The sequence below is a fragment of the Bacillus sp. K7 genome (assembly GCF_053903245.1).
Genome location: NZ_CP096406.1, coordinates 2,062,414 through 2,086,548, shown reverse-complemented (window position 1 = coordinate 2,086,548; position 24,135 = coordinate 2,062,414). Strand labels below are relative to the sequence as shown.

Annotated in this window: 33 protein-coding genes and 1 pseudogene; 24 read left to right on the top strand and 10 right to left on the bottom strand. The window is 42.8% G+C overall.

Annotated elements, in window-relative coordinates; genetic code table 11:
• Positions 1 to 57: 57 nt before the first annotated feature.
• From M1D98_RS10550 to exnP, 3 genes are all read left to right on the top strand, one after another.
• Complete coding sequence (locus M1D98_RS10550; RefSeq protein WP_010327948.1) at positions 58 to 315, top strand: YpbS family protein; 258 nt, start codon at positions 58 to 60, stop codon at positions 313 to 315.
• 73 nt (positions 316 to 388) lie between these two features.
• The gene (locus tag M1D98_RS10545; RefSeq protein ID WP_003230761.1) at positions 389 to 535 is read left to right on the top strand and encodes a hypothetical protein; all 147 of its coding nucleotides are present in this window, start codon (positions 389 to 391) and stop codon (positions 533 to 535) included.
• 100 nt (positions 536 to 635) lie between these two features.
• The gene (gene exnP / locus M1D98_RS10540; protein WP_456279581.1) at positions 636 to 1,526 is read left to right on the top strand and encodes a 5'-3' exonuclease ExnP; all 891 of its coding nucleotides are present in this window, start codon (positions 636 to 638) and stop codon (positions 1,524 to 1,526) included.
• 7 nt (positions 1,527 to 1,533) lie between these two features.
• On the opposite strand, the gene sspL is transcribed toward exnP, so the two are convergent.
• From sspL to M1D98_RS10525, 3 genes are read right to left on the bottom strand one after another with little or no spacing between them, the layout of a single operon-like run.
• Positions 1,534 to 1,662, bottom strand: a complete 129-nt coding sequence (gene sspL / locus M1D98_RS10535; protein WP_010327950.1) for a small, acid-soluble spore protein L — start codon at positions 1,660 to 1,662, stop codon at positions 1,534 to 1,536.
• Between the two features lie 41 nt (positions 1,663 to 1,703).
• Positions 1,704 to 2,102: a reverse transcriptase-like protein gene (locus M1D98_RS10530; protein ID WP_121642769.1), complete on the bottom strand. Its 399-nt coding sequence runs from the start codon at positions 2,100 to 2,102 to the stop codon at positions 1,704 to 1,706.
• The gene (locus M1D98_RS10525) at positions 2,102 to 2,791 is read right to left on the bottom strand and encodes a queuosine precursor transporter (protein ID WP_456279580.1); all 690 of its coding nucleotides are present in this window, start codon (positions 2,789 to 2,791) and stop codon (positions 2,102 to 2,104) included. The genes M1D98_RS10530 and M1D98_RS10525 overlap by 1 nt, the downstream gene beginning before the upstream one ends.
• A gap of 82 nt (positions 2,792 to 2,873) precedes the next feature.
• Here M1D98_RS10525 and M1D98_RS10520 point away from each other — a divergent pair, with 82 nt between their 5' ends.
• Together M1D98_RS10520 and M1D98_RS10515 are read left to right on the top strand one after the other, a co-directional pair.
• A complete protein-coding gene (locus M1D98_RS10520) occupies positions 2,874 to 3,554 on the top strand; it encodes a ribonuclease H family protein (RefSeq protein ID WP_010327953.1) in 681 nt (226 codons plus the stop codon).
• Entirely contained in the window at positions 3,547 to 3,729 is a 183-nt protein-coding gene (locus M1D98_RS10515) for a zinc-finger domain-containing protein (protein ID WP_039074238.1), read from the top strand. The genes M1D98_RS10520 and M1D98_RS10515 overlap by 8 nt, the downstream gene beginning before the upstream one ends.
• A gap of 26 nt (positions 3,730 to 3,755) precedes the next feature.
• On the opposite strand, the gene M1D98_RS10510 is transcribed toward M1D98_RS10515, so the two are convergent.
• Positions 3,756 to 4,025 carry a DUF2564 family protein gene (locus M1D98_RS10510; RefSeq protein ID WP_121642767.1) on the bottom strand — a complete coding sequence of 90 codons (270 nt, stop codon included), beginning with the start codon at positions 4,023 to 4,025 and terminating at the stop codon, positions 3,756 to 3,758.
• A gap of 156 nt (positions 4,026 to 4,181) precedes the next feature.
• Here M1D98_RS10510 and degR point away from each other — a divergent pair, with 156 nt between their 5' ends.
• The gene (gene degR / locus M1D98_RS10505; protein WP_010327956.1) at positions 4,182 to 4,364 is read left to right on the top strand and encodes a transcriptional regulator DegR; all 183 of its coding nucleotides are present in this window, start codon (positions 4,182 to 4,184) and stop codon (positions 4,362 to 4,364) included.
• Positions 4,365 to 4,407: 43 nt separating this feature from the next.
• Here the strand turns inward: degR and cspD are convergent, their stop codons facing one another.
• From cspD to metA, 4 genes and pseudogenes are all read right to left on the bottom strand, one after another.
• Positions 4,408 to 4,608, bottom strand: a complete 201-nt coding sequence (cspD, locus tag M1D98_RS10500; RefSeq protein ID WP_003230776.1) for a cold-shock protein CspD — start codon at positions 4,606 to 4,608, stop codon at positions 4,408 to 4,410.
• A gap of 15 nt (positions 4,609 to 4,623) precedes the next feature.
• Positions 4,624 to 4,771, bottom strand: a pseudogene (locus tag M1D98_RS10495) (hypothetical protein); the annotation flags it as partial.
• 80 nt (positions 4,772 to 4,851) lie between these two features.
• Positions 4,852 to 6,003: a diglucosyl diacylglycerol synthase gene (locus M1D98_RS10490; RefSeq protein ID WP_121642766.1), complete on the bottom strand. Its 1,152-nt coding sequence runs from the start codon at positions 6,001 to 6,003 to the stop codon at positions 4,852 to 4,854.
• A gap of 229 nt (positions 6,004 to 6,232) precedes the next feature.
• Positions 6,233 to 7,138 carry a homoserine O-acetyltransferase MetA gene (gene metA, locus M1D98_RS10485; protein WP_010327958.1) on the bottom strand — a complete coding sequence of 302 codons (906 nt, stop codon included), beginning with the start codon at positions 7,136 to 7,138 and terminating at the stop codon, positions 6,233 to 6,235.
• Positions 7,139 to 7,559: 421 nt separating this feature from the next.
• On the opposite strand from metA, the gene M1D98_RS10480 reads away from it, so the two are divergent.
• From M1D98_RS10480 to M1D98_RS10430, 11 genes are all read left to right on the top strand, one after another.
• Entirely contained in the window at positions 7,560 to 8,042 is a 483-nt protein-coding gene (locus M1D98_RS10480) for a glutathione peroxidase (protein ID WP_010327960.1), read from the top strand.
• Between the two features lie 13 nt (positions 8,043 to 8,055).
• Positions 8,056 to 8,673: an HD domain-containing protein gene (locus tag M1D98_RS10475; RefSeq protein ID WP_268524561.1), complete on the top strand. Its 618-nt coding sequence runs from the start codon at positions 8,056 to 8,058 to the stop codon at positions 8,671 to 8,673.
• Between the two features lie 59 nt (positions 8,674 to 8,732).
• The gene (locus tag M1D98_RS10470) at positions 8,733 to 9,866 is read left to right on the top strand and encodes a conserved virulence factor C family protein (RefSeq protein ID WP_268524559.1); all 1,134 of its coding nucleotides are present in this window, start codon (positions 8,733 to 8,735) and stop codon (positions 9,864 to 9,866) included.
• 290 nt (positions 9,867 to 10,156) lie between these two features.
• Positions 10,157 to 11,833 (top strand): dihydroxy-acid dehydratase, encoded by a 1,677-nt coding sequence (gene ilvD, locus M1D98_RS10465; RefSeq protein ID WP_010327964.1) that lies wholly within the window; start codon positions 10,157 to 10,159, stop codon positions 11,831 to 11,833.
• Positions 11,834 to 11,938: 105 nt separating this feature from the next.
• Complete coding sequence (gene brxA / locus M1D98_RS10460) at positions 11,939 to 12,373, top strand: bacilliredoxin BrxA (RefSeq protein ID WP_010327965.1); 435 nt, start codon at positions 11,939 to 11,941, stop codon at positions 12,371 to 12,373.
• Positions 12,374 to 12,415: 42 nt separating this feature from the next.
• Positions 12,416 to 13,201 (top strand): class I SAM-dependent methyltransferase, encoded by a 786-nt coding sequence (locus tag M1D98_RS10455; protein WP_268557445.1) that lies wholly within the window; start codon positions 12,416 to 12,418, stop codon positions 13,199 to 13,201.
• A 456-nt stretch (positions 13,202 to 13,657) separates the two neighbouring features.
• Positions 13,658 to 14,269 carry a YpjP family protein gene (locus tag M1D98_RS10450; RefSeq protein ID WP_010327967.1) on the top strand — a complete coding sequence of 204 codons (612 nt, stop codon included), beginning with the start codon at positions 13,658 to 13,660 and terminating at the stop codon, positions 14,267 to 14,269.
• Positions 14,270 to 14,285: 16 nt separating this feature from the next.
• On the top strand, positions 14,286 to 14,819 hold the full coding sequence (locus M1D98_RS10445) for a phosphatidylglycerophosphatase A family protein (RefSeq protein WP_010327968.1): 534 nt from the start codon (positions 14,286 to 14,288) through the stop codon (positions 14,817 to 14,819).
• Between the two features lie 84 nt (positions 14,820 to 14,903).
• The gene (locus tag M1D98_RS10440) at positions 14,904 to 15,698 is read left to right on the top strand and encodes a thymidylate synthase (protein ID WP_268530467.1); all 795 of its coding nucleotides are present in this window, start codon (positions 14,904 to 14,906) and stop codon (positions 15,696 to 15,698) included.
• Positions 15,695 to 16,201: a dihydrofolate reductase DfrA gene (dfrA, locus tag M1D98_RS10435; protein WP_456279579.1), complete on the top strand. Its 507-nt coding sequence runs from the start codon at positions 15,695 to 15,697 to the stop codon at positions 16,199 to 16,201. Before M1D98_RS10440 ends, dfrA begins: the two co-directional genes overlap by 4 nt.
• Positions 16,202 to 16,822, top strand: a complete 621-nt coding sequence (locus M1D98_RS10430) for a lysophospholipid acyltransferase family protein (RefSeq protein ID WP_010327971.1) — start codon at positions 16,202 to 16,204, stop codon at positions 16,820 to 16,822.
• 32 nt (positions 16,823 to 16,854) lie between these two features.
• Here M1D98_RS10430 and trhA read toward each other — a convergent pair whose 3' ends face one another.
• On the bottom strand, positions 16,855 to 17,496 hold the full coding sequence (trhA, locus tag M1D98_RS10425; protein ID WP_121642758.1) for a PAQR family membrane homeostasis protein TrhA: 642 nt from the start codon (positions 17,494 to 17,496) through the stop codon (positions 16,855 to 16,857).
• A gap of 20 nt (positions 17,497 to 17,516) precedes the next feature.
• Positions 17,517 to 18,512, bottom strand: a complete 996-nt coding sequence (locus M1D98_RS10420) for a sigma 54-interacting transcriptional regulator (protein WP_456279578.1) — start codon at positions 18,510 to 18,512, stop codon at positions 17,517 to 17,519.
• Between the two features lie 247 nt (positions 18,513 to 18,759).
• Here M1D98_RS10420 and ilvA point away from each other — a divergent pair, with 247 nt between their 5' ends.
• The 7 genes from ilvA to M1D98_RS10385 all read left to right on the top strand — a co-directional run bounded on the left by ilvA (position 18,760) and on the right by M1D98_RS10385 (position 24,124).
• Complete coding sequence (gene ilvA, locus M1D98_RS10415; protein ID WP_121642757.1) at positions 18,760 to 20,028, top strand: threonine ammonia-lyase IlvA; 1,269 nt, start codon at positions 18,760 to 18,762, stop codon at positions 20,026 to 20,028.
• 84 nt (positions 20,029 to 20,112) lie between these two features.
• Entirely contained in the window at positions 20,113 to 20,364 is a 252-nt protein-coding gene (locus tag M1D98_RS10410; RefSeq protein WP_010327975.1) for a DUF2535 family protein, read from the top strand.
• A 143-nt stretch (positions 20,365 to 20,507) separates the two neighbouring features.
• Positions 20,508 to 21,089, top strand: coding sequence for an SCO family protein (locus tag M1D98_RS10405; RefSeq protein ID WP_121642756.1), 582 nt, complete (start codon positions 20,508 to 20,510; stop codon positions 21,087 to 21,089).
• Between the two features lie 77 nt (positions 21,090 to 21,166).
• Positions 21,167 to 21,934 (top strand): SGNH/GDSL hydrolase family protein, encoded by a 768-nt coding sequence (locus M1D98_RS10400; protein ID WP_121642755.1) that lies wholly within the window; start codon positions 21,167 to 21,169, stop codon positions 21,932 to 21,934.
• Between the two features lie 9 nt (positions 21,935 to 21,943).
• Complete coding sequence (locus M1D98_RS10395; protein WP_121642754.1) at positions 21,944 to 22,507, top strand: YpmS family protein; 564 nt, start codon at positions 21,944 to 21,946, stop codon at positions 22,505 to 22,507.
• Between the two features lie 12 nt (positions 22,508 to 22,519).
• On the top strand, positions 22,520 to 22,714 hold the full coding sequence (ypmT, locus tag M1D98_RS10390; RefSeq protein WP_003218204.1) for a protein YpmT: 195 nt from the start codon (positions 22,520 to 22,522) through the stop codon (positions 22,712 to 22,714).
• Positions 22,715 to 22,786: 72 nt separating this feature from the next.
• Positions 22,787 to 24,124 carry an MATE family efflux transporter gene (locus tag M1D98_RS10385; RefSeq protein ID WP_456279577.1) on the top strand — a complete coding sequence of 446 codons (1,338 nt, stop codon included), beginning with the start codon at positions 22,787 to 22,789 and terminating at the stop codon, positions 24,122 to 24,124.
• Positions 24,125 to 24,135 lie beyond the last annotated feature (11 nt).

Here is a 24,135-nt window from a genome sequence, read left to right as displayed (position 1 = left end):
TTGGCTTGTATTTCAAGTCATGATAGACTAAATAGAAAAAAGTGAGATGAACGATTCATGTCAGAGGTACATAAAGCAATTTCAGCACATTCATCAAAACAGCATGAGCATATCAAAGCATTTATGCGTCTTGAAAACATGCGTGAAATGGCCATTGAAGAAGCGGTTTCAAAATGCAAAAACGATGAGCCATTTACGACAGATGCGATTAATGGAATTACCGAGCAAATGAATCAGCTTGCCAAACAAGGCATCGTGCCGACAAGACGCCATGTATCAAAAGAAATGGTCAGAGAATACGTAAACCGTATGTAAGCTGGATGATCCTGTCGCGAGTGAATCCTCAGCGGAAGCATATACTATATGTATCCGACGTAAGGGGGGATTCATGTTGGGCAGAACAAAGCTGGGCAACAGAAACGCACAGGCCAATAACAATGCCAAAAAGAAAAATGGATTTCAAACGCATTTTGACTCTTACGCAGGACGGGAAGCTGAAAAGCTGATCGCCAGCAATAAAAGACACAATGACTGATGATACACAAAACAGTATCTCTCATCAAAGAGATGCTGTTTTTTATTTTTGCGCTGCTTTATGGTAAAATAGAAGGAATGAATGAAAAAGGAGTTATCTGATGAATAATAATAAATTATTGCTTGTTGATGGCATGGCTCTGTTATTTCGGGCGTTTTTTGCCACGGCTGTGCATCGCAACTTTATGATAAATGACAGCGGGGTGCCGACAAACGGCGTCAACGGATTTTTAAAGCATTTCATTACAAGTGTGGAAACATTCCAGCCGACACACGTCGTCTGCTGCTGGGACATGGGAAGCAAAACATACCGAAATGACCTGTTCGAAGATTATAAGGCGAACCGCAGCGCACCGCCTGTGGAGCTGATTCCGCAGTTTGATCTGGCAAAGGAAGCGGCCGCTGAGCTTGGGATTATGAATATCGGCTGTGCCGGATATGAAGCGGATGATTGTATCGGAACTCTTGCCGCTTTGTTTGCAAATGAAGCTGATATTACGATCGTAACAGGAGACCGCGATTTACTTCAGCTGTTAACGGATGAAGTGAGTGTGGCCCTCCTCCAAAAAGGAATTGGAAATTATAAAGTCTATACAAAAGAGAACTTTTACGAAGAAACAGGCGTCCTGCCGAAAGCTTTGATTGATATTAAAGCGCTAATGGGTGATTCGAGTGATAACTATCCCGGCGTTAAAGGAATTGGAGAAAAAACAGCTTATAAACTGATTCGTGAATACGAATCGATTGATCGTTTATTAGAGAATCTGTCTCTTCTTCCGAAGGGGCAGCAAGGGAAGATTCAGCAAGGTTTGAGCGATTTGGAGATGTCGAAAAAGCTTGCGGAAATTCATTGCTCGGTGCCGCTGGCCTGTACGCTCAAAGACACTCAATTTACTCTGAAAATGGAGCAGGCGGCTGACATGCTGCGCCGCCACCAAATTAAAGGAATTGAACGTATGCTTGAAAAGCTGAACGCTAGAGAGATCGTTTAGACCTTCCCTAGCGTTTTGTATTGCTTTTTTTTGCTCTTTCCTCAAGCTCTGTTTTAGGGTCTGTATGCGTGTTGCCTTCTAAATCGCCTTGAGGAGTTACACCGCCGGTCAGCCGGCCTTTATCTTTCTTTTTCATGTTTATTCACCTCATCATTAGAATGAACCAATGACCGTGATTTAATTCTTATCATTCAGCCGAATCGCTTCTTTTGCAAGCTGATCGGCTTTTTGGTTTTGTTTTCCCGGTATCCATTTGATGAAAAAGAGAGGAAAGGCTGCTTTTAACCGGATGATTTCTTCCACATATGGGTGAAACATTTTGTTTTTTACCATTTCAAGCTCAGCGGCTCGTTCCACAATATCTGAATCGGTGCGAAAGGAAACAGATTGATACCCGCGCTTTGCACATAGCTTCATGCCTTCAATTAATGCACGAAATTCCGCTTCCTGATTTGTATGCATTCCGATTGGAATAGAAAAAGACTCTGCTTTTCCTTCATGTTTGATAAAAATGCCGATGCCGGAAGGTCCGGGATTACCGGCGCTCGCGCCGTCTACATATATTTCTGTAGGCATTATGAACTCCTCTCATCATTCGGTTTCATTCTTTTTGCTGCATAAGAATAAGGCAGTGAAATCAAAGAAACCGCAAATTTAATCAAATAGGTGGAAATAAAAATATGAAGCCAAATTCCTGCCGGATACATACCGAAAAAAGCGACACCGGTAAATATCAATGTATCAAACAGCTGGCTGACTGCTGTGCTGCCGCCGTTTCTGAGCCACAAAAGCCGATCAGAAGGAAATATCCTTCTAATTGACGAATATACATAAACATCCAGCGTTTGGCTGAAGATAAAGGCAAGCAAACTTCCTAACGCAACGCGCGGAAGAAATCCGAAAATCGTTTCAAGTGCTGTTTGCGATATGTCGCTGGAAGCCGGTTCGAAAAGCAGCACGCCCTGCATGACAAATGTCAGCGTCAAAAGCGTTGAGAATCCGAGCCATACCGCTTTTTTGGCTTCAGCCGGACCGTATTTCTCATTGAGCACATCTGTCGCAAAAAAGATGGTGCCGTACATTACATTTCCGAGCGTTGCTGTTAAGCCAAACAGTTCTACTGTTTTGACGACTTGAAGGTTTGCGCAGACTGTAGCAAATCCAATCCATACAAACAGTCCCATTTTGCCAAATCCTTTATAAAATAAAAGAACAATGATAAAATGAATGATCGCAAAAATGATCCAAAATGAGTTGTTAAACAAAATGAAAAAGCTTCCTTTCCGGGATAAGATTGGTTTGATTATAGCACAAGCCCGGCAACTAATGAATGGTAAGGTGATCATAATGAAGCTCAGACCGCATTTGAAAATAGAAGCAAAAGGGACGGGATCCGTTTCGTTTATAGCCGAAGATTGGCTGACTGCTCAACAGGCGCGTATGCTCGCCAGAGAACTAGGCCGTTTTCCATACATGAAAGAGCTCGAGTTCGAAGACGAAAAAGGCGGCAGCTGGACGCTAAAGGAATTGGAAAAGCTAACAGAGGAGCTAGCTCAAGAGCCTGATGACGTAACTGTTTATTTTGACGGCAGTTTCGATAAGGAGAGCGAACTGGCGGGACTCGGAATCGTCATTTATTATTCTTTGGGAGGAATCCGGCATCGCTTGAGAAAAAATAAAAGCTTCCGGCTGAAAACCAATAATGAAGCTGAATACGCGGCGCTGTATGAAGCAATAAGAGAAGTAAGAGAGCTTGGAGCAAGCAGAAATTCAATTACGATCAAAGGGGACTCGCTTGTCGTGCTGAATCAGCTTGACGGCAGCTGGCCTTGCTATGATCCGTCTCATAATGAATGGCTGGACAAAATAGAAGCACTTCTCGAATCGCTGAAGCTTACTCCAACTTACGAAACCATACAGCGGAAAGACAACCAGGAAGCCGACAGCCTCGCTAAAAAAATTCTATCCCATCAATTCGTAGAAAGCCATACGAAATTAGACCGTAACGGAGATGACGATATTGGATAAGAAAATGATCTTTAAAGAACTGACAGAACTTCAAGATGAATATTGCAAGGATTGTTTTATCAAGAAACAGTTCCGCAAAGATTTTGGCAAAACTTATGCACATTCATTCTGTATCACTAAATGTACGGTTGGTGAAAAGCTGAAAGCCTACGGCGATGTCTTAACCAATCATTAAAGAATAAAACCGCAGAATCTGCGGTTTTATTCTTTGAATTCATCCAGCTGATGCTCGCTATCATCCAGAAGCTGCTGTTGCTGCTCTACAAATTGAGGATCATCGAGGGTGGCCAGTTCTTCTGATTGTGACAGTTCTCTTGCATCCTCAATGGCTTGGTATGCGGCATCGGCTAATGTTGTGCTTTGGCCTCTTGTCGCAGCTCCTGTCGTTTTCTGCGCTGTTTCCACGGCTAGTTCCAGCTGACGCTTATCCGTAAAGCCAGTCTGCTCCTCTTCATGAAATTCTGATGTCATAAAAAACACCTCCGCAACTATTTTGCAGAGGTTTTTTGAAATTTATGTACAAAAATAGAAAATAAAATAGAAAATAAGCCGATATAACTATTGAACCAGAATAGATAGGACTGTTTTACTATTTGAGGTATCTTGGCAGAGAAGGGGAACGCAGTTATGGATGATAAAGACTTGAGGTCGATCCTTCACAAAACATTTATAGAAATATACAGTGATTTAGAAGAACTCGCGGATATCGCGAAAAAAGGGAAGCCTTCAATGGAAAAGCATGTCGAAGAGATTGAACAGAGGTGCAAGCAAAATATTTTGGCCATTGAAATTCAGATGAAAATCAAATAGGAGAGGCAAATGCCTCTCCTCTATTTGTCATCATGTATTGAGTTTAGAGTTTTACAACATTAGAAGCTTGAGGTCCACGATTACCTTCGACAATTTCAAAAGAAACTTCTTGTCCTTCTTCTAATGATTTGTATCCGTCTCCTTCGATAGCTGTGAAGTGAACAAATACATCGTCTCCGCCTTCAACTTCAATGAAGCCGAATCCTTTTTCGTTGTTGAACCATTTTACTTTACCGTTTTGCATATTGCTTAATTCCTCCTAGTACTGTAGCACCTGTGTGCTAAAAAAAATTTTTGTCACCATTTAACTTTGATTCATTGTTAAATGATGGTTCAACTATACACCATCTGGGAGCACTCGTCAAGTTACGAAACGGTTTATTTTTAAAAAGAAGGGCAAGTTTTACAGAAAAATGTAACCGTTTTTATTGGTAGGTAAAAACAAATAAAAAGAGCACACGATTTTCGTATGCTCTTTATAAACATGTTACGATAGCGCTTTTGCTCTTTGCTTAGCTGCCAACATCATCTCCGATTCCTTCAGGATATCCTCTAAAATCACTTCAGAAGAGTTTGCTAAATGAAGGTCCTTAATGTTTTTCTTCATGCGCTGTAAGGTCTCTTCATCTGCGAGAAGGGAAGTGACTGATTCGAGAATCTCTTCATGACGGTTCACGACGATGGCAGCGCCGCGATCTTCAAAGAAGTTCGCATTTTCTTTTTCCTGGCCGGGCACGGGTTTGTACAGAATGACAGGCACACCGATGGCAGTCGCTTCTGTCAAAGTAATGCCGCCAGGTTTTGTAATCATGCAGTCTGTGATCCGGAACAGCTCATCAATGCGCTCCACATAGCCAAGAACTTTTAATTTGTCCCCGTTTTCTGCTTCAAGCGTGCTTAAAGATTCTTTTAAGGCTGTATTTTTCCCGCACACGACAACCACTTGCACATGATCATCTTTAACAAGGTTTTCACACAGCTCTTTTACGTTCTTTAAGACACCGTGGGCGCCTGCCATGATCATAAGCACTTTTTTGTTGGGTGAAAGATTGTACTTTTGATATATCGGCTCCACAGGCAGGGATTCTTCAAATTGCGGCCTAATTGGAATTCCGGTGATTTTTACGTTGCTTGGATGAGTGCCGATCTCCAGCAGTTTTTCCTTTACATAATCTGTCGCCACATAATATTTATCCACGTTTTCATGAACCCAAATTTTGTGAAGGCAAAAATCGGTCATCACGTTGAAGGTAGGAATGACTCTTCCTGTTCGGCGTCTGTATTCCGGCACGACGATCATCGGAAATGTATTAATAATAATATCGGGCTGATGTTCATCGACAAGTTCGCCCAATCGTTTATTCCCCATTTTAAAGTAAATATTAAATTTACGTTTATTATAGATTTTGTCAACTCCGTAATAAAACAAACGATAAAACTGTTTCCCGATTGAGAAGCTTTTTAAATAAAGGTACTGAGTTACCTCTGAAACAATCGGATTTGACTCTTGATACAAATTAGAAACTGTTACATGCTGAAAGCCGAGCCGAACACATTGCTCATAAAGCGTTTTGGCTACCTGTACATGCCCATTTCCGTAATTTGCAGTCAAAATTAATACTCTTTTATTGGTATTCAAGTAAATTCACCTCAATGTAATCAACAACAAGCAAGCTTCATGCATCGTAAGGAGTTATTGTCTATACATAAACATAACACAAATACATAATCGAATTATTAATGCAGTGAAAAAATTAAGCTAATTTTAAAAGATTTGGATTCCAGTATTTTAAATTTTTGTTATACGCAGACTGAATCAGATGTATTTTATCATATTTTTTGCTCAGCGTATCACTAAAATAGAAAAATCAGTCCCATTCATAAGGAGTTTCTTGGTAAACGTAATAATTTAGCCAGTTCATAAACAATAGTGTCGCATGCGCTTTCCAGCGATTTACTGGCTCTTTGCTGTCTTCTGCGAAATAATGTTTAGGCGCCTCGACACCAGAAAGGTTGCGTTCCAGATCTCTTTCGTATTCTTGAAGAAGCGTATTTGTATCATATTCAGGGTGCCCTGTTAAAAAGACTTGTTTTTCGTCTTTTGACACAATTAAGCATACCCCAGCTTCCTTTGATGCGGTAAGAATATTTAACTCGGACACTGCTTGAAGCTGTTCCATATTTATATCTGTATGCCGGGAATGCGGCACGTAGTATAGCTCGTCAAAACCTCTTACCAATCTTTCATGTTTTGAAAGAACTGTATGTTCGAACACACCGAAGATTTTTTTCGGCATTTCCACTTTTTCCACACCATAATGGTAATACAATCCTGCTTGAGCACCCCAGCAAATATGCAAGGTTGAAGTGACATTCGTTTTGCTCCACTCCATGATCTCTTTGAGCTCTTCCCAATATGAAACATCTTCAAACGCCAAATGCTCGATCGGCGCACCGGTGATAATCATGCCGTCAAACTTCTTGTGACGGATATTGGAAAAAGTCGTATAAAATTCGTCAAGGTGTTCTCTTGCAGTATTTTTCGGCGTGTGTGTGCTTGGGATTAAGAAAGTAAAATGAACCTGTAAAGGCGAATTTCCAAGCAATCTGAGAAGCTGAGTCTCTGTCTGGATTTTTTTCGGCATCAAATTCAATATAATAATTTTTTGCGGCCGGATATCCTGATGAAATGCTCTGCTTTCATCCATTACAAATATATGTTCACTCTCAAGCACCTGTTTTGCCGGCAGGTGTGTTGGTATATTAATAGGCAACGTGCCACCTCCATCATTTCCCCGTGTAATTTTCTTCATTATAGGAATTTTCACGCCAATTTTCAATCTATCTATAAGTGTTGAAGGGGAAACAATAGAAAACTCTTTAAATAAAACGCATAAATACGCCTTTTGGTTTCACTGGAAAATGCTTTTCAGATGTTTTATTCCAGAAGGGAACAGTCCTGTTTTATAGAATGGTTAAGATAACAAAAGGAGTCACGCATCCTAATGGTAAAAGAACAGGCGGGCTTTCATATATAACAGTCTTTTTGAGCATCAGCCAGTTCTATGCATGATGCAGCAGGCATATCAGGTTTAGTTCACTCTGTTCTTATAAGTTCTGATAAAGGAAGTTTATTTTGAATTGAGATGTAAAAAAGGTAAAATAATCAGCAGCAAGGACATAGGAGGGGCTTACATGTCTATATATCATATGAAGGTACGTACAATAACTGGAAAAGAAATGACACTTCAGCCTTTTGCCGGAAAGGTATTGATGATCGTGAATACAGCAAGCAAATGCGGATTTACGCCGCAATTGAAACAGCTTCAGGAGTTATATGATACATATCAGCAGGAGGGGCTGGAAATCTTAGGATTCCCCTGCAATCAATTTATGAGCCAGGAGCCTGGTGATGAAGCAGATATACAAGAATTTTGCGAAACGAATTATGGCGTTACGTTTCCTATGTTTTCAAAAGTGGAAGTGAACGGAAAAAACGCCCATCCGCTGTTTGTATATTTGGCAGAGCATGCGAAAGGCATGCTGGGAACAAAAGCAATCAAGTGGAATTTTACGAAATTTGTAGTGGACGAAAATGGAGAAGTCGTTGGCCGCTATTCTCCAAATACAAATCCGAAAGAGCTGGAAGACGTGATCGTGAGGCTATTAGGACAATAATGAGGGTGTTTGTATGAAGGGATTGAAGCGAATAGAACAAATCAGGGCATGGGTCCAATCTGTCCTAAACGGTGAAAGCTCTGGCCATGATTGGCATCATGTATCAAGGGTTACAGAGCTTGCTATGTATATTGGAGAAAAGGAACATGCGGATTTATTCATAGTGGAGACGGCAGCTTTGGTTCATGATGTAATTGATGCCAAGCTGCCTGATACGATCAGGCTTTCAGTAAGCGAAGTATATGATCAGCTCGTTTTTTTCGGAGTTGGAAAAGAGGATGCTGACAGAGTGATTCGCATTATCACAAGCATGTCCTTTCGAGACAGGGATAAGCTGGCGGGAGAGCCACTTTCCATCGAGGGAAAAGCCGTACAAGATGCTGACAGGCTTGATGCCATCGGCGCTATAGGAATTGCCAGAGCTTTTATGTTTGCGGGCGCAAAAGGGCACAGCCTTTATGGAAATGATCAAAGCGCCTACGCTCATTTTTTTCATAAGCTGCTGCGGCTGAAAGATATGATGAATACAGACACCGCTCAGGAACTGGCGCAAGAAAGGCACGATTTCATGCTTCGGTTTGTCCGCGAATTAGAAAAAGACATGCCCGGGATTGAAGTCAAAACGTCGTAATAGAAGGCTTAGGGGGACTATGATAGAATAAGTCACAGATATGCTAGAGGAGGACAATCATGAAGATAAAATCAATTGAACCTACGCCAAGTCCCAATACAATGAAGGTCAACTTAACGGAAGAGCTTCCGGCGGGCAAGAGCAATAACTATAAACCGGATCAAGCAGAAGGCGCACCGACTGTTATCGGGGAAATTCTTAAAATAGAAGGCGTGAAAGGCGTATATCATGTCGCTGATTTTCTTGCTGTTGAACGGAACGCGAGATACGATTGGAAAGACATATTACCGCAAGTCCGCACTGCATTTGGGATGGAAAGTGCTGAAAACACAGGAGAAAATCGCTCTGACCAAGAGTCTTTTGGAGAAGTGAAAGTTTTTGTGCAGATGTTCAGCGGCATTCCTATGCAGGTCAAGTTAACAGATGGGGAGCGGGAAGAGCGCTTCGGGTTACCCGAACGCTTTCAGCAGGCGATCTTAAAACTCAGATCTGAAGCTTCAAATGTTGTGTTTGAGCGGGCATGGAAAGAACAAGGCGTCAGATTCGGCGACTTTAATGAAATCGGTCATGACGTGACAGAAGAGCTTCAGGCGGCTTACAGCGATGAGCGGCTGAAACGGCTGACAGAAGCGGCGGCTCAAGGGAAGGGCGAAGCAAAACAAGCTGTACAGCGCAAGGCGTATAAAGTGACGCTTGACATGCTGGATGATGAGGACTGGAAAAAACGGTATGCACATTTGGAGCAGATGGATCCGAAAGAGGAAGATATCCCCGTTTTACAGAAGGCATTGGATGATCCCAAGGTGTCCATCAGAAGACAGGCTGTTGTGTATTTAGGAATGATTGAAACACCTGATGTTCTTCCTCTATTGTATAAAGCGCTTGAGGATAAAGCCGTCTCAGTCAGAAGAACGGCCGGAGACTGCCTGTCTGATATCGGCGACCCTCACGCCATTCCTGCTATGATCAAGTCGTTAAGCGACTCCAGCAAGCTTGTCCGCTGGCGCGCGGCTATGTTCCTCTACGAAGTCGGCGATGAAAGTGCAATTGAAGCTCTACGCGCTGCCGAAGATGATCCCGAATTTGAGGTCAGCCTTCAAGTGAAAATGGCGCTTGAACGTATTGAGCATGGAGAAGAAGCAAAAGGCTCTGTTTGGAAACAGATGACAGAGAGCAGAAAAAAAGGTGAATAATAGAAAGAAAAGGGTGCAGATCATGCACCTTTTTTATGTGAATTCACTTTTTATAAAAATTATTTCGAATATTGTTGAAAAATGTCCGAAAACTATTTATAGTAAGTAACAATATTAATAGTTGGAGGGTTCACATCGACAGAAAGCTATATAAATATAAAAACATGAAGGAAACAAGCAAGGCGAGGGCGGCCTGTATTTTATCTTTTTGCAAAAACAGCCCAAAAATAAACTGAAAATTGTTAAAATAAAATCCGGTCTAACAATTGAAAGAATTTAGGGGGATCACCATGGCAGAATTACGCAGTAACATGATCACACAAGGAATCGATAGAGCTCCGCACCGCAGTTTGCTTCGTGCAGCAGGGGTAAAAGAAGAGGATTTTGGCAAACCGTTTATTGCGGTTTGTAATTCATACATTGATATCGTACCCGGTCATGTTCACTTGCAGGAGTTTGGGAAAATCGTAAAAGAAGCAATCAGAGAAGCTGGAGGCGTGCCGTTTGAGTTTAATACAATCGGAGTAGATGACGGCATCGCGATGGGGCATATCGGTATGAGGTATTCGCTGCCGAGCCGCGAAATTATCGCGGACTCTGTGGAAACGGTTGTATCCGCACACTGGTTTGACGGTATGGTTTGTATTCCGAACTGTGACAAAATCACGCCGGGAATGCTTATGGCAGCTATGCGGATCAACATTCCAACGATTTTTGTCAGCGGAGGGCCGATGGCGGCAGGAAGAACAAGTGATGGGCGGAAAATTTCCCTTTCCTCAGTATTTGAGGGGGTAGGCGCTTATCAAGCAGGAAAAATCAACGAGAACGAACTTCAAGAATTAGAGCAGTTCGGATGCCCAACGTGCGGATCTTGCTCAGGCATGTTTACGGCGAACTCAATGAATTGCCTGTCTGAAGCGCTTGGTCTTGCTTTGCCGGGTAACGGAACCATTCTCGCGACAGCACCGGAACGCAAAGAGTTTGTCAGAAAATCGGCTGCGCAATTAATGGAAACCATTCGCAAAGACATTAAACCGCGTGATATTGTGACAGTAAAGGCGATTGATAACGCGTTTGCGCTCGATATGGCGCTCGGCGGTTCAACAAATACCGTTCTTCATACGCTTGCTCTCGCAAACGAAGCCGGCGTTGACTATTCTTTAGAACGCATTAACGAAGTCGCTGAGCGAGTGCCGCACTTGTCCAAGCTGGCGCCTGCATCAGATGTGTATATTGAAGATCTTCACGAAGCCGGCGGTGTGAGCGCGGCGTTGAATGAGCTTTCCAAGAAAGAAGGGGCACTTCATTTAGACGCACTCACTGTTACAGGAAAAACACTCGGAGAAACCATTGCCGGACATGAAGTGAAGGATTATGACGTGATCCATCCGCTGGATCAACCATTCACTGAAAAGGGAGGGCTCGCAGTTTTATTCGGCAATCTGGCTCCGGATGGGGCTATCATTAAAACAGGCGGCGTTCAGAACGGAATTACGAGACACGAAGGACCGGCTGTCGTATTTGATTCTCAGGATGAGGCGCTTGACGGCATTATCAACCGGAAAGTAAAAGAAGGCGACGTGGTCATTATCCGTTACGAAGGGCCAAAAGGCGGACCTGGTATGCCAGAGATGCTTGCACCTACATCTCAGATCGTTGGAATGGGACTCGGGCCAAAGGTGGCATTGATTACGGACGGACGTTTTTCCGGAGCATCTCGAGGCCTATCAATCGGCCACGTATCACCAGAGGCGGCAGAGGGAGGACCGCTTGCTTTCGTGGAAAACGGAGACCATGTCATCGTTGATATTGAAAAACGCATCTTGGATGTTCAAGTGCCGGAGGAAGAATGGGAAAAAAGGAAAGCGAACTGGAAAGGTTTTGAACCGAAGGTGAAAACCGGCTACTTGGCCCGTTATTCCAAACTTGTGACAAGCGCCAACACCGGCGGTATCATGAAAATCTAGACAACGGGGATTCCTTTCTGTTATTTTAAGGCGTGAACATTTGAAATCCAGCCCTCTCTATAGTATCCTTTACTTCAGATGAAGGATAATAGAGGGGGCTTTTTTATGTCAATGGCTTATGAAGAATATATGCGACAGCTTGTTGTACCGATGCGCCGCGAGCTGACTGGAGCAGGTTTTGAAGAATTAACAACAGCGGAAGAAGTAGAAAACTTTATGGAAAAGGCTGAGGGCACGACTCTTGTTGTCGTTAACTCTGTGTGCGGCTGCGCGGCAGGCCTTGCGCGTCCTGCGGCAACACAGGCAGTCCTCCAGCATGACAAAAAGCCTGACAATACAGTGACTGTATTTGCGGGCCAGGATAAAGAAGCTACTGCAAAAATGCGTGAGTATTTTACTGGACAGGAGCCTTCTTCACCATCAATGGCTCTATTGAAAGGCAAGGAAGTCGTACATTTTATTCCGCGTCATGAAATTGAAGGTCATGATATGGAAGAGATTATGAAAAATTTGACCGCTGCCTTTGATGCACACTGCTAAATGCCCGTTTTCGGGCATTTTCTTTTTTGGAGAGTACAGAAAATGATAACAACAAGCTATAGACCGACTGAAGACACCGTTAGAACCGCAAAGCTGCTTGCTAAAGAGCTTGATATGCCATATTGCAGCCGAAATAAACAAACGGTTGAAAACCTGCTGGAGTCAGCTGCACGTGATTTGCTTGTGGTCGGCAAAGAACGGTTCGAGCTTTATACAAAACAAGATGCCAAATTCTTTTTCCATCCGAATACAGCGATGTTTAGAGCTAAACGCTTTTTACGGGGGGAGCGGGAGCCTATGCTTCGGGCAGCTGATTTATCGGAAGGGGATACGTTTTTAGATTGCACACTTGGGCTGGGTTCGGATGCCATTATCGCAAGTATGGCAGTAGGCGAAACGGGTTCTGTGATTGGGATTGAAAAAAACCATCTTGTGTCCGTTCTCGTGAGGACGGGACTGCAGGCATGGGAAACGGACATAGTTGAGCTTCAAGCTGCAATGAGTAGAATCCAAGTCAAGAATGGAGATTGCCATGAATACATCAAGCAGCTGCCTGACAACTCTGTTGATGTGATCTATTTCGACCCAATGTTTCATGAGCCTGTAGAGACGTCTGATGGCATCGCGCCTTTACGGGACTTGGCAGAGGATTCGCTTTTGGATGAAGGATGGATCAAAGAAGCGGTACGCGTTTCTAGAAAAAGGGTTGTGCTGAAAGACCACTGGAAAAGCCCGCGATTTGAACAGTTTGGTTTTAACGTCATCAAAAGAAAAACGGCGCTGTTCCATTATGGCGTCATTCAAGCCGCAAGTAAAACAAGCCCGTGATGAATCAAGGGCTTTCAGCGTGTCGACAAACCCTTGCATTCGTTGTCAGTTCTGCGCGTTGGTGCTCACGAATTGCTACATTCGCTGTGCTCCAATGCTCGTCCTTCCTAGACTTCAAGGGTTTTCAATCACGCTGAAAAGATGACAAAGTCATAAAACGAAAACCGTTTTATGACTTTGTCAACAATCTGAAAGCCCGTGATGAATCACGGGCTTTCTATTAATCGGTGACTTCCATGACGACAAAGTATAACAATGTTAAGAGTGAAACTGTGGCAAACAGAGCGTCAATCATATAGAAAGCCTCCTTTCATGGAATATTGTAAGCGTTTTTACACAAACGGCAAAGTAACGAATAGCCTAATTTGCATATTCGTTTCATATCGTACATGACTTGCATGTTTCGGATGTGCTAAAATAAGAGAAATATATAAATATAGAGAGGAATAAGCAGTCATGAAATTGTGGATGAGAAAGACCCTTGTGGTTTTATTTACCATCGTAACGTTCGGGCTCGTATCTCCTCCGGCTGCTCTTATGGCGGACAAGCCCTCTGGACAGCCGAGCAGTCTTGAGCAGAACGATTACACCGCTTTTTATGATGAGCATGACCTGTACGATGGTGAGTCGGAAGACAGGCGAGATCCTGAATTGCTTTTTCAAACGTACAAGGAACAGCTCTTTGACAGCGCTCAGGATCAGTCTCTATTGAAATTCGGCAGCAAAATCGCTCCGGTCATTGAGGATGACTATCGGAAAGAGATCCTTCCGAAAATCGAAAATGTGATTAGTGATTATTTAACGACATTGCAAGATGATGAGGCGTATCAAGATGTTGTGATCTCGAGCACGCCTTCAGCTGGCAAAACGGAGAAAATTTTCAACGTTTACAATCGGACGACTGGAGAAGATCTCCTTAGATTCCATGTGCGCAGAGACCACCCCCCACATGAGGGGTACTGGTTTAATTTTCATTATCATACAGCAGAAGATGGATTTCAATCACATCATGAGCTTGGGAGCATTTACTGGGACCGCAACACGCCTCCCAACTGGATGAGTGCGTAAAGGAGATGCCTTTGACATGAAAAAGTACACAATGAATGAAATGGTCGATATAACAAAAGATATGCTGAACAAACGTGGCGTTATGATTGAAGATATTGCACAGATTGTTCAAAAACTTCAGGAAAAATACAATCCAAATCTGCCGCTCAGTGTATGTATGGAGAATGTAGAAAAAGTGCTGAACAAACGTGAAATTATCCATGCTGTTTTGACAGGCCTTGCGCTTGATCAGCTCGCTGAGCAGAAACTTCTTCCGGAACCGCTGCAGCACCTCGTTGAAACGGATGAACCGCTTTACGGCATAGATGAAATCATCCCTCTATCAATCGTGAATGTATACGGGTCGATCGGCCTCACCAACTTCGGTTATCTGGATAAAGAGAAGACAGGAATCATTAAAGAACTTGATGAGAGTCCAGACGGTATTCATACCTTTTTAGATGATATTGTGGCAGCCCTTGCAGCAGCGGCTGCGAGCAGAATTGCCCATACGCATCAGGATCTGCAAGATGAAGAAAAAGAACAGGATGAAAAGCCTGTTGTCAGATGACTGATAAAAAAATCATTTCTGGGTTCAGAAATGATTTTTTATTGTGTTACACTACTATAAGACTACTTTTAAAGGATGAAAAAAATGAAACAGTATAAGGATTTATGCAGACATGTTTTAGAGCATGGCGAAGAAAAGGGAGACCGGACAGGGACCGGCACAGTCAGCACCTTCGGATATCAAATGAGATTTCATTTACAGGACGGCTTTCCGATGCTGACCACAAAAAAACTCCACTTTAAATCGATTGCGCATGAGCTGCTTTGGTTTTTAAAAGGAGATACCAATGTACGGTACTTGCAGGAAAACGGAGTGCGGATCTGGAATGAGTGGGCTGATGAAAACGGCGAGCTCGGACCTGTATATGGTTCACAATGGCGTTCTTGGCAGGGAGCTGACGGGGAAACTGTTGATCAAATTTCCCGCCTTATAGAAGATATTAGGACAAATCCGAACTCCAGACGCTTAATCGTCAGCGCATGGAATGTTGGTGAAATTGATAAAATGGCGTTGCCGCCGTGTCATTGCTTGTTCCAATTCTACGTGTCTGACGGGAAGCTGTCCTGTCAGCTGTATCAGCGCTCTGCTGATGTTTTCCTCGGTGTGCCGTTTAATATTGCTTCTTATGCCTTGTTAACCATGATGGTTGCTCATGTGACTGGGCTTGAACCGGGCGAGTTTATTCATACATTTGGCGATGTTCATATATATCAAAATCATATTGAACAGATCAACTTACAGCTGACAAGAGACGTTCGCCCGCTTCCAAAGCTTCGTTTCGCCAGAGAGGTTGATTCCATCTTCAATTTTGCGTTTGAGGACTTTATCATCGAGGATTATGATCCGCATCCTCACATTAAAGGGGCGGTGAGCGTATGATTTCGTTCATTTTTGCAATGGATGCCAACAGGCTGATTGGCAAAGACAATGATTTGCCGTGGCGTTTGCCAAATGATCTTGCATACTTTAAAAAAGTAACGTCGGGCCATTCCATCATTATGGGCCGGAAAACATTTGAATCGATTGGGCGCCCGCTTCCAAACCGAAAAAATATTGTCGTCACATCAGCGCCGGCTTCAGAATTTCCGGGATGCACGGTTGTCAGTTCCTTAAAGGATGTGCTGGACATTTGTTCGGGCCCTGAGGAATGCTTTGTGATCGGAGGGGCTCAGCTCTATACAGCGCTGTTTCCTTACGCGGACAGGCTTTATATGACGAAAATTCATCACGAATTTGAGGGTGACCGCCATTTCCCTGAATTTGATGAAACCAATTGGAAGCTCATTTCTTCTGAGCAGGGGATAAAGGACGAAAAAAACCGATATGATTACGAATTTCTGGTGTATGAAAAAAATAATTCTTCTGAAACGGGAGGATTATAATTGATTCGCTACAGCTGGCTAGTGGTTTATATTGTGTATATGCTGCTCAAAAATATGAAACAGTTATTTAATCAAACGATGCTTGACCCCCGTCTGTCATACAAAAAACAGATGACTCTTGTTTACGAGCAGCCAAAGGCGTTTTTGGAAGGCTGCATCGGCATCACCGGTTCAGTTGTGACGATCCACCAGCCTGAGCCAATACCGCATGGCCCTGTTTTGTATGTGCATCCCCATTTGCGTTTGGCTGAACTGGCCTTGATTGCTGGGTATATTGAGGAACCGGCCGGCTTTATTGCCGATCCAAAAGTATTTCGCTTGCCCTTTATCGGACAATGGCTAGATCGGATGGATGTGATTTCAGGCGGCGATTCAGAAAAAGTATACGAAGATGTGACGAAACAGCTGGAAAAAGGTCAAAGCCTGATTCTTGCGTTAGATGGTTGTATAGACCCTGTAGAACTTGCGGCCCGCTATCAACTTCCGTTGGTGATGGTGAAAACGAAAGGCACAGCTGACCTGCAAAAGGGGTCGTTTTTTAAACGTTTAAAACCGGGAAATATCGAATTGTCCTTTTCAAAAGCTTATATACCTGCAAATGAAAAACAATTACGTGCATAACAAAGCGCAGTCTTTAAGACTGCGCTTTTCTGTTACGAAATAAACGGGACTTTCACACAATAAAACAGGACACAGAAAAACATCGCCGCGCTTCCGCCTAATACAAAGCTATGCCAAATGGCGTGATGGAAGGGGATCTTTTTCCAAATATAAAAAATAGTGCCGACAGAGTATAAAATGCCGCCGAGAAAAAGAAGGCTGAATCCCGCTCCGCTCAGTGAAGCGTATAAAGGCTTAACCGCGATAATCATCAGCCATCCCATAATCAAATACACGAAGGTTGACAAAAGGATGAAGCGTTTCACGAAGAAAATTTTAAAAACGATTCCGCCTAAGGCAAGAGACCATACGATAACCAGCAGGGTGAAGCCGAGTGTTCCTTTCAGCGGCCCCAGCAAAAAAGGTGTATAGGTTCCGGCGATCAGTACATAAATGGCGCTATGATCAATAATCTCCAAAATATCTTTCGTCTTTTTATGTGTGATGCTATGGAGCAGTGTGGAGCTTACATATAACAGCAGCATAGAGACACCGAATATTGTAAAGCTGACAATGTCCCATGAGGAGCCGTATTGAGCCGCAAATATGATCAGAAACACTAATGCCGGTATGGATAGGAGCACACCGATACCGTGTGTAATGGCATTGGCGATCTCTTCTTTGATTGTAAACAAGTGCATTCTCCTTTCGATCGCTAGATCATTTGATTTTTTAGCGTTTCCAGAAAGCTTAAACCTTCTAACGTAATTTTAGTGCCGGCGCGTCCGCGGCTTTTTGTGACATAATCTTTTTTCTCCAAATAATCGAGACGGCTCCTGACCTGCTGCGGAGATAACGAGGTTTGGGTGTTTTTGCTGTGTTCCGAGATGAACCGTCTGCTGGCTGGTTCTCCTTTTTCGTTTAACACTTTTATTGTTTCCAAAATAAATAAAAACTCGGCTTTTTCCATTAAAGTCAGCAGCTTCTCTTTTTTCTTCGACGCTTTTCCGTCAAATGTGCCCCTAATATATGGAGGCAGGTCATATGGATGAATCGTTCCCCCGTTTGAGACTGCCGCCATATAATCTGCGGCGTTTTTTAATTCCCTGACATTGCCTTCAAATGTGTGCCGCTCAAGCATCGAAAAGACTGAGGGATCAACGGACAATTGCCGCCCGGAGTTTGTAAGAAAATATTGTGCCAAAAGCGGTATATCACTTTTTCGTTCAGACAACTCGGGCAGTGTGAGCGTTAATATATTCAGCCTGTAAAATAAGTCTTGTCTGAATGCATGTTCCGCGTATCCGTCTGTGGCGGCACAGATCATCCGCGGTAACTCGGTGTTTGAATCTAAAACTTTTAACAGTTGAGCTTGTACAGAAGCAGGCATGCGCCACACTTCATCAAGAAAAAGGGTTCCTTGTGCTGCTTTTTGAAACGCACCTGATTTACCGTCATAGCCAAAAAGCTCACGCATCAGGCTTTCTTCTGAATGGATGCTGCAATTGACGCTAATAAAAGGTTCGCTGTATCTCGAGGATTCCTGATGGATCGCTTGTGCAACATGATCTTTCCCTGTTCCGATTTTTCCTGTTATGAGGACAGGGAGCTCCGTTAAAGAGAACTGCTTGGCGATTCGTTTTGCTTCTAGGAATGTTTGATGTTCCCCGATCAGATTATGAAACGTGTTGAGTGCTGGTGCGCTATTCATCAATTGGCTCCTTTTGGTTCTAATTGGTTTTATTATAACACGTCTTTTACCCCAAAACACCTTTTATTTTCGATCTTCTTTTTCTTTAGGCCTGCTAAAATGCTGGTGACGGGGATGTTATCTGGAGAAATTGTAATCGTAGTCTGTATTTTTTTAATTGTTAATAAAAATAATTGTCTTATTTTTTGAATATTCGTGTTATAATGGCATATTAAATAGGGATTTAAAACAAGAAAGGAATCTGTACATGAAACCGTTGCTTAAAGAAAACTCTCTCATCCAAGTGAAAGACATTTTGAAAGCTCATCAAAACGTGAAGGATATTGTGATCCACACACCTTTGCAAAGGAACGAAAGACTTTCTGAGAGATATGAATGCAATATCTATTTGAAACGTGAAGACTTGCAAGTTGTCAGATCTTTTAAGCTCAGAGGGGCTTATCATAAAATGAAACAGCTTTCCAGCGAGCAGACGGAGAACGGAATTGTATGTGCCAGTGCCGGAAACCATGCTCAAGGTGTAGCGTTCTCATGTAAACATCTTGGCATTCATGGGAAAATCTTTATGCCGTCGACAACGCCGAGACAAAAAATTTCTCAAGTTGAACTGTTTGGAAAAGGATTTATCGATATTATTTTGACAGGTGATACGTTTGACGATGCGTATAAAAGCGCTGTTGAATGTTGTGAGGCGGAATTGCGGACGTTTATCCATCCGTTCGATGATCCGGATGTGATGGCCGGCCAGGGAACGCTGGCGGTAGAGATTTTAAACGATATTGATACAGAACCGCATTTTCTTTTTGCAAGTGTCGGAGGGGGAGGCCTCCTCTCAGGGGTAGGCACTTATTTGAAAAATGTGTCTCCAGAAACAAAGTTGATTGCTGTTGAGCCGGAAGGAGCGGCATCCTATTTTGAATCAAACAAAGCGGGGCATGTCGTCACACTTGATAAAATTGATAAATTTGTAGATGGAGCAGCTGTTAAAAAAATTGGGGAGGAAACATTCCAGACTCTGGAATCAGTCGTGGATGACATTCTCCTTGTCCCAGAAGGGAAAGTATGTACTTCCATTCTTGAATTATATAACGAATGTGCGATTGTTGCTGAACCGGCCGGTGCTCTTTCTGTCGCGGCGCTTGATTTGTACAAGGATGAATTGAAAGGCAAAAATGTGGTGTGTGTAGTTAGCGGGGGCAATAACGATATCGGAAGAATGCAGGAAATGAAGGAGCGATCCTTGATTTTTGAAGGACTTCAGCATTATTTTATCGTCAATTTTCCGCAAAGAGCGGGAGCACTCCGCGAATTTCTTGACGAAGTCCTCGGGCCGAATGATGACATTACACGGTTTGAGTATACGAAGAAAAATAATAAAAGCAACGGACCTGCTCTTGTCGGCATCGAGCTGCAGAACAAGGCCGATTATGGGCCGCTGATTGAACGAATGAACAAAAAAGCGTTTCATTATGTAGAAGTGAATAAGGATGAGGACTTGTTTCATTTGCTGATCTAAATTTTCACACAACCGCGTAAAATGACAGACAACCCGGCCGGCATTGTATATAATAGAAGAAAAACAAAAAAGAGGATTGATAGCTTGTTACTCAAAAGCCTAGAGTTCAAACGCAGTGACGGGATTCAGGTGAAAGTGACAGAGATACCTGTATTAAAGGAAGATGAGCACTATTTCTTTATGTTACATCACCATTTGCAGTTCTACTTAAAAGAAGTGTTTTCATCAAACAGCAGGACAAAAGTGTATTCTTTCCGACAAGATATGAAGCGCCGGATGAAATGGGCTGATTATCAGGCTGTTTTTCATCAAGAGGTGTTAAAGTACAACGCGTAATATGCTGCTTAAACCTGTGTGTCTCCCTTTGAAACCGTTGGTTGGGAGACATGCAGGATTTTTTTTGCCTGTACCGAATATATAAGATATAAATAGAGGATATAGCAGGCAAGAGCTTTTACCGGCTGGAAAGGGTGAATGTCATGAAGGTAATCAAAGGTTTAATAGCAGGGCTGTTTATTCTGCTTTTGTGTGCCTGCGGAGGACAACAAATTACAGATCCGCTTAATTACGAGGTGGAGCCTTTTACATTTCAAAACCAAGACGGCAAGGATGTTTCATTAAAGAGTTTAAAAGGAGAAGTATGGCTGGCGGATTTTATTTTTACTAATTGTGAAACTGTATGTCCGCCGATGACTGCTCATATGACCGATTTGCAAAAAAAACTAAAAGCCGAGAATATAGATGTTCGGATCGTATCCTTTAGTGTTGACCCGGAAAACGATAAGCCAAAACAGCTGAAGAAATTCGCGGCGAATTATCCGCTATCTTTTGACAACTGGGATTTCCTCACGGGATACAGCCAAAGTGAGATTGAGGCGTTCGCGCTTAAAAGTTTCAAAGCGATAGTGAAAAAACCAGAGGGAAAAGACCAAGTCATTCATCAATCTTCCTTTTATTTGGTGGGTCCGGACGGTAAGGTGCTAAAAGATTACAATGGAGTGGAAAATACACCGTACGATGATATTATCGCGGATGTGAAATCAGCCAGCACACTCAAGTAAGCAAGGAGACTAGGCATTTGCAAATCTTCTAAAACATGATACACTTTCCACTAGTAGAATGGGAAGGAGCAACAAGATTGAAGCTGCGCATTTTTTCACTCATGGCCAGTTTGATTTTGCTTCTTACTGCTTGTACGAGCATACGTACAGCATCTGAGGGAAAACAAAAAGCTAATGAACCGAAAACGAAAGAGCACATTGTAATAGCGGCTGTCGGAGATTCGCTGACAGAAGGTGTCGGAGATCCCGCGGGTAAGGGATATGTCGGCATGGTTGCGGATTCTATCCGGTCAGATAAACAAGTCAAAACAGTAGACGTAAAAAATTATGCCGTAAAAGGGAACCGTTCTGATGATTTATTAGAGAAATTAAAAGATAAAAAGGTTCAAAAAGGCATAAAGGACGCTGATTATGTCTTTTTTACAATTGGCGGCAATGATTTGATGAAAGTCCTTCACCAAAACTTCCTGCAATTAACCATGGAACCATTTCAGGAAGCGGAAAAACCATATGAAAAGCGTTTTAAAAAAATCATTTCTGAAATTCGGGAACTGAATGATCACGCTGAGCTGATTTATGTCAGCATGTATAATCCGTTTACATTTACGTTATCTGAATTAAATGAAATAAACGGTGTTGTTACTGATTGGAACGAAATAGCTGAAAAAGAGCTGAAAAAAGATAAGTTTGCGAAAATCATTTATATTGAAGATTTATTCAATCAAAAAAGCGACAGCAGCAGAATTTCAGAGGATGATGATTTTCATCCTAATGGTACGGGTTATTCCCTTATCGCGAAGCGTGTTTATCAAGCCATTGAAAAAGAAGGATTACCGAAAGAGTAGGGTGACAACATGAATAAGTGGAAACGACTGTTTTTTATATTGCTTGCCATCAATCTGATTCTCGCCGCTGGGTTTGTGACACTAGTCATGCTGCCGGGAAAACAAGCTCAGGTGAAGGATTCAACGAAGAGCGAGTATGGATTTCAAGTGACAAGCACAAAAGAATCTTTAGCTGCGTTTGTGAATTCATATTTAAAAGACAAAGCATCAAACAAGCTTGATTATAAAGTAGAGATCGATGATGATGTCCATGTCGCGGGGAAAATCAAGGCTTTTTCCACGTCCATTGATGCGCTTGTCGCTTTTGAGCCGACTGTGAAAAAAAATGGCGATGTGGAGCTGAATGTTACGAAATTTTCGTTAGGGAAATTGAGTATACCGATTAGCTTTGTGTTAAATTATATGGACAGCTTTTACGAATTGCCGTCATTTGTCCACGTTCATCCCGGCGACAAAAGCATTGAAGTGCGTCTGTCAGAAATGCCTTTAACGAATGGAATGTATGTCAAAGCGGATAAAATAAATTTAGAAAAAGATGAAATTGAGTTTTCCTATTACCATCCTAAACAATAGAGGTGACTGAAAATGAAACGGATTTATCAGTATTTCAGTTTATTATCCTTTACATTTTCCCTGTATTTCGGCTGGCTTGCTTATCACCATCTGGCCGCTGAAGATATGGATCAAATGTATTTGAACATTTCCTATTGTGCCTTGTTCCTAAGTGTGATGGTGTTTACTTTCGGTATGAGAGACCGAAAAAAAACCGATAAGTCATGAAAAAAGAGACAGCAAACAACGTCTCTTTTTTCGTGTGATCAAAGCGATAATGTAAGACTACAAGGAGAAAAAATGAAAGCATACGATTTTACGCAGGGGAACGTGCTGAAACAGCTTGTGTTGTTTTCAATGCCAATTATGCTCGGAAACGCATTGCAGGTTTCCTTTCAATTGATAGACAGTTTGTGGATCGGCAATTTACTGGGGGGAAAGGCTCTTGGGGCTGCCGCGGTATCGAGCACGATTGTTTTAACCGTGCTGTCTTTTATTTTAGGCCTAAACAACGCGACATTAACGATTTTGTCACAGCAAAAGGGTAAAGATGATAAAAAAGGAATGGCGTCGTATATCAACGCTTTTGTCGTCTTATTAACAGGCCTAAGCATCGGATTCGGTGCGGCCGGTTTTTTCCTGTCAGAGCTTTTGCTTCGTCTTCTAAAAACGCCGGAGTCGATGATACCGCTTGCTGAGACCTATTTACAAATTCAATTTATCGGCATTTTATTTTTGTTTGGTTATAACTTTATCAGCACGGTGCTTCGGGCCCTCGGCGACAGCAAGACACCTCTCCGGTTTATTGCATTTGCCGTTGTGCTGAATACTGTGTTGGCGCCGCTCTTTATTTCTGTGCTGCACATGGGAATAGCGGGAGCAGCTTATTCGACAATTTTGTCACAGGGGATTGCGTTTGTGTACGGGTTGTTTTATGTCCTCAAACACAAGCTCGTGCCGTTCTCTATACCGCGAGTGCCCAAGTGGGAAGAGTCCGCGCTGATTTTGAAACTCGGAATTCCAGCCGGTTTGCAGATGATGGTGATTACAGGCGGTATGATGGCGATTATGAGTGTTGTCAACTCCTACGGAGAGCATGTGGTGTCAGGCTTCGGCGCGGTGCAGCGGCTCGATAGCATCATCACGCTTCCGGCTATGGCTGCCGGTACGGCAGTCAACAGTATGGCGGGGCAAAATATCGGGATCGGGAACCATAAAAGAGTGGGAACGATTGCGAAGCTTGGTGTGATGGCTGTTATTTCTTGCATGATGGTGATTGCAGTCATGATTTGGGTATTTGGTAAATACCTGATAAAGTTATTTATCAGCGACCCTGATGCGGTCGCGTTTGGTGATCAATATTTGCGATGGATCGCGTTTTTTTATCCTTTTATCGGGATTAATTTCGTGCTGAACGGAATCGTCAGAGCCGCAGGAGCGATGCTGCAGGTGCTGGTTTTAAATTTGATATCGTTTTGGGTTTTGAGATATCCTTTCACGGCTCTATTTTCAGCTTGGTTTGGACAGAAAGGAATCGGGCTCGGAATCGGAATGAGTTTTTTATTAAGCAGCTGTGCGGCGTTTTTGTATTACAGATACGGGCGATGGAAAACAATGAAACTGTTCGCTGAAAAATAAGTGAAGCGCTG

Bases quoted from the DNA above. Each gene is read 5' to 3' on its own strand.
- M1D98_RS10450 (WP_010327967.1), top strand. From the start codon at position 13,658: ATGAAATTGTGGATGAGAAAGACCCTTGTGGTTTTATTTACCATCGTA.
- M1D98_RS10455 (WP_268557445.1), top strand. From the start codon at position 12,416: ATGATAACAACAAGCTATAGACCGACTGAAGACACCGTTAGAACCGCA.
- M1D98_RS10520 (WP_010327953.1), top strand. From the start codon at position 2,874: ATGAAGCTCAGACCGCATTTGAAAATAGAAGCAAAAGGGACGGGATCC.
- exnP (WP_456279581.1), top strand. From the start codon at position 636: ATGAATAATAATAAATTATTGCTTGTTGATGGCATGGCTCTGTTATTT.
- M1D98_RS10395 (WP_121642754.1), top strand. From the start codon at position 21,944: ATGAATAAGTGGAAACGACTGTTTTTTATATTGCTTGCCATCAATCTG.
- M1D98_RS10405 (WP_121642756.1), top strand. From the start codon at position 20,508: ATGAAGGTAATCAAAGGTTTAATAGCAGGGCTGTTTATTCTGCTTTTG.
- M1D98_RS10475 (WP_268524561.1), top strand. From the start codon at position 8,056: ATGAAGGGATTGAAGCGAATAGAACAAATCAGGGCATGGGTCCAATCT.
- ypmT (WP_003218204.1), top strand. From the start codon at position 22,520: ATGAAACGGATTTATCAGTATTTCAGTTTATTATCCTTTACATTTTCC.
- M1D98_RS10385 (WP_456279577.1), top strand. From the start codon at position 22,787: ATGAAAGCATACGATTTTACGCAGGGGAACGTGCTGAAACAGCTTGTG.
- M1D98_RS10470 (WP_268524559.1), top strand. From the start codon at position 8,733: ATGAAGATAAAATCAATTGAACCTACGCCAAGTCCCAATACAATGAAG.
- brxA (WP_010327965.1), top strand. From the start codon at position 11,939: ATGTCAATGGCTTATGAAGAATATATGCGACAGCTTGTTGTACCGATG.
- ilvD (WP_010327964.1), top strand. From the start codon at position 10,157: ATGGCAGAATTACGCAGTAACATGATCACACAAGGAATCGATAGAGCT.
- sspL (WP_010327950.1), bottom strand. From the start codon at position 1,662: ATGAAAAAGAAAGATAAAGGCCGGCTGACCGGCGGTGTAACTCCTCAA.
- M1D98_RS10480 (WP_010327960.1), top strand. From the start codon at position 7,560: ATGTCTATATATCATATGAAGGTACGTACAATAACTGGAAAAGAAATG.
- dfrA (WP_456279579.1), top strand. From the start codon at position 15,695: ATGATTTCGTTCATTTTTGCAATGGATGCCAACAGGCTGATTGGCAAA.
- M1D98_RS10530 (WP_121642769.1), bottom strand. From the start codon at position 2,102: ATGCCTACAGAAATATATGTAGACGGCGCGAGCGCCGGTAATCCCGGA.
- M1D98_RS10510 (WP_121642767.1), bottom strand. From the start codon at position 4,025: ATGACATCAGAATTTCATGAAGAGGAGCAGACTGGCTTTACGGATAAG.
- M1D98_RS10440 (WP_268530467.1), top strand. From the start codon at position 14,904: ATGAAACAGTATAAGGATTTATGCAGACATGTTTTAGAGCATGGCGAA.
- ilvA (WP_121642757.1), top strand. From the start codon at position 18,760: ATGAAACCGTTGCTTAAAGAAAACTCTCTCATCCAAGTGAAAGACATT.
- M1D98_RS10445 (WP_010327968.1), top strand. From the start codon at position 14,286: ATGAAAAAGTACACAATGAATGAAATGGTCGATATAACAAAAGATATG.
- M1D98_RS10545 (WP_003230761.1), top strand. From the start codon at position 389: ATGTTGGGCAGAACAAAGCTGGGCAACAGAAACGCACAGGCCAATAAC.
- M1D98_RS10550 (WP_010327948.1), top strand. From the start codon at position 58: ATGTCAGAGGTACATAAAGCAATTTCAGCACATTCATCAAAACAGCAT.
- cspD (WP_003230776.1), bottom strand. From the start codon at position 4,608: ATGCAAAACGGTAAAGTAAAATGGTTCAACAACGAAAAAGGATTCGGC.
- M1D98_RS10420 (WP_456279578.1), bottom strand. From the start codon at position 18,512: ATGAATAGCGCACCAGCACTCAACACGTTTCATAATCTGATCGGGGAA.
- degR (WP_010327956.1), top strand. From the start codon at position 4,182: ATGGATGATAAAGACTTGAGGTCGATCCTTCACAAAACATTTATAGAA.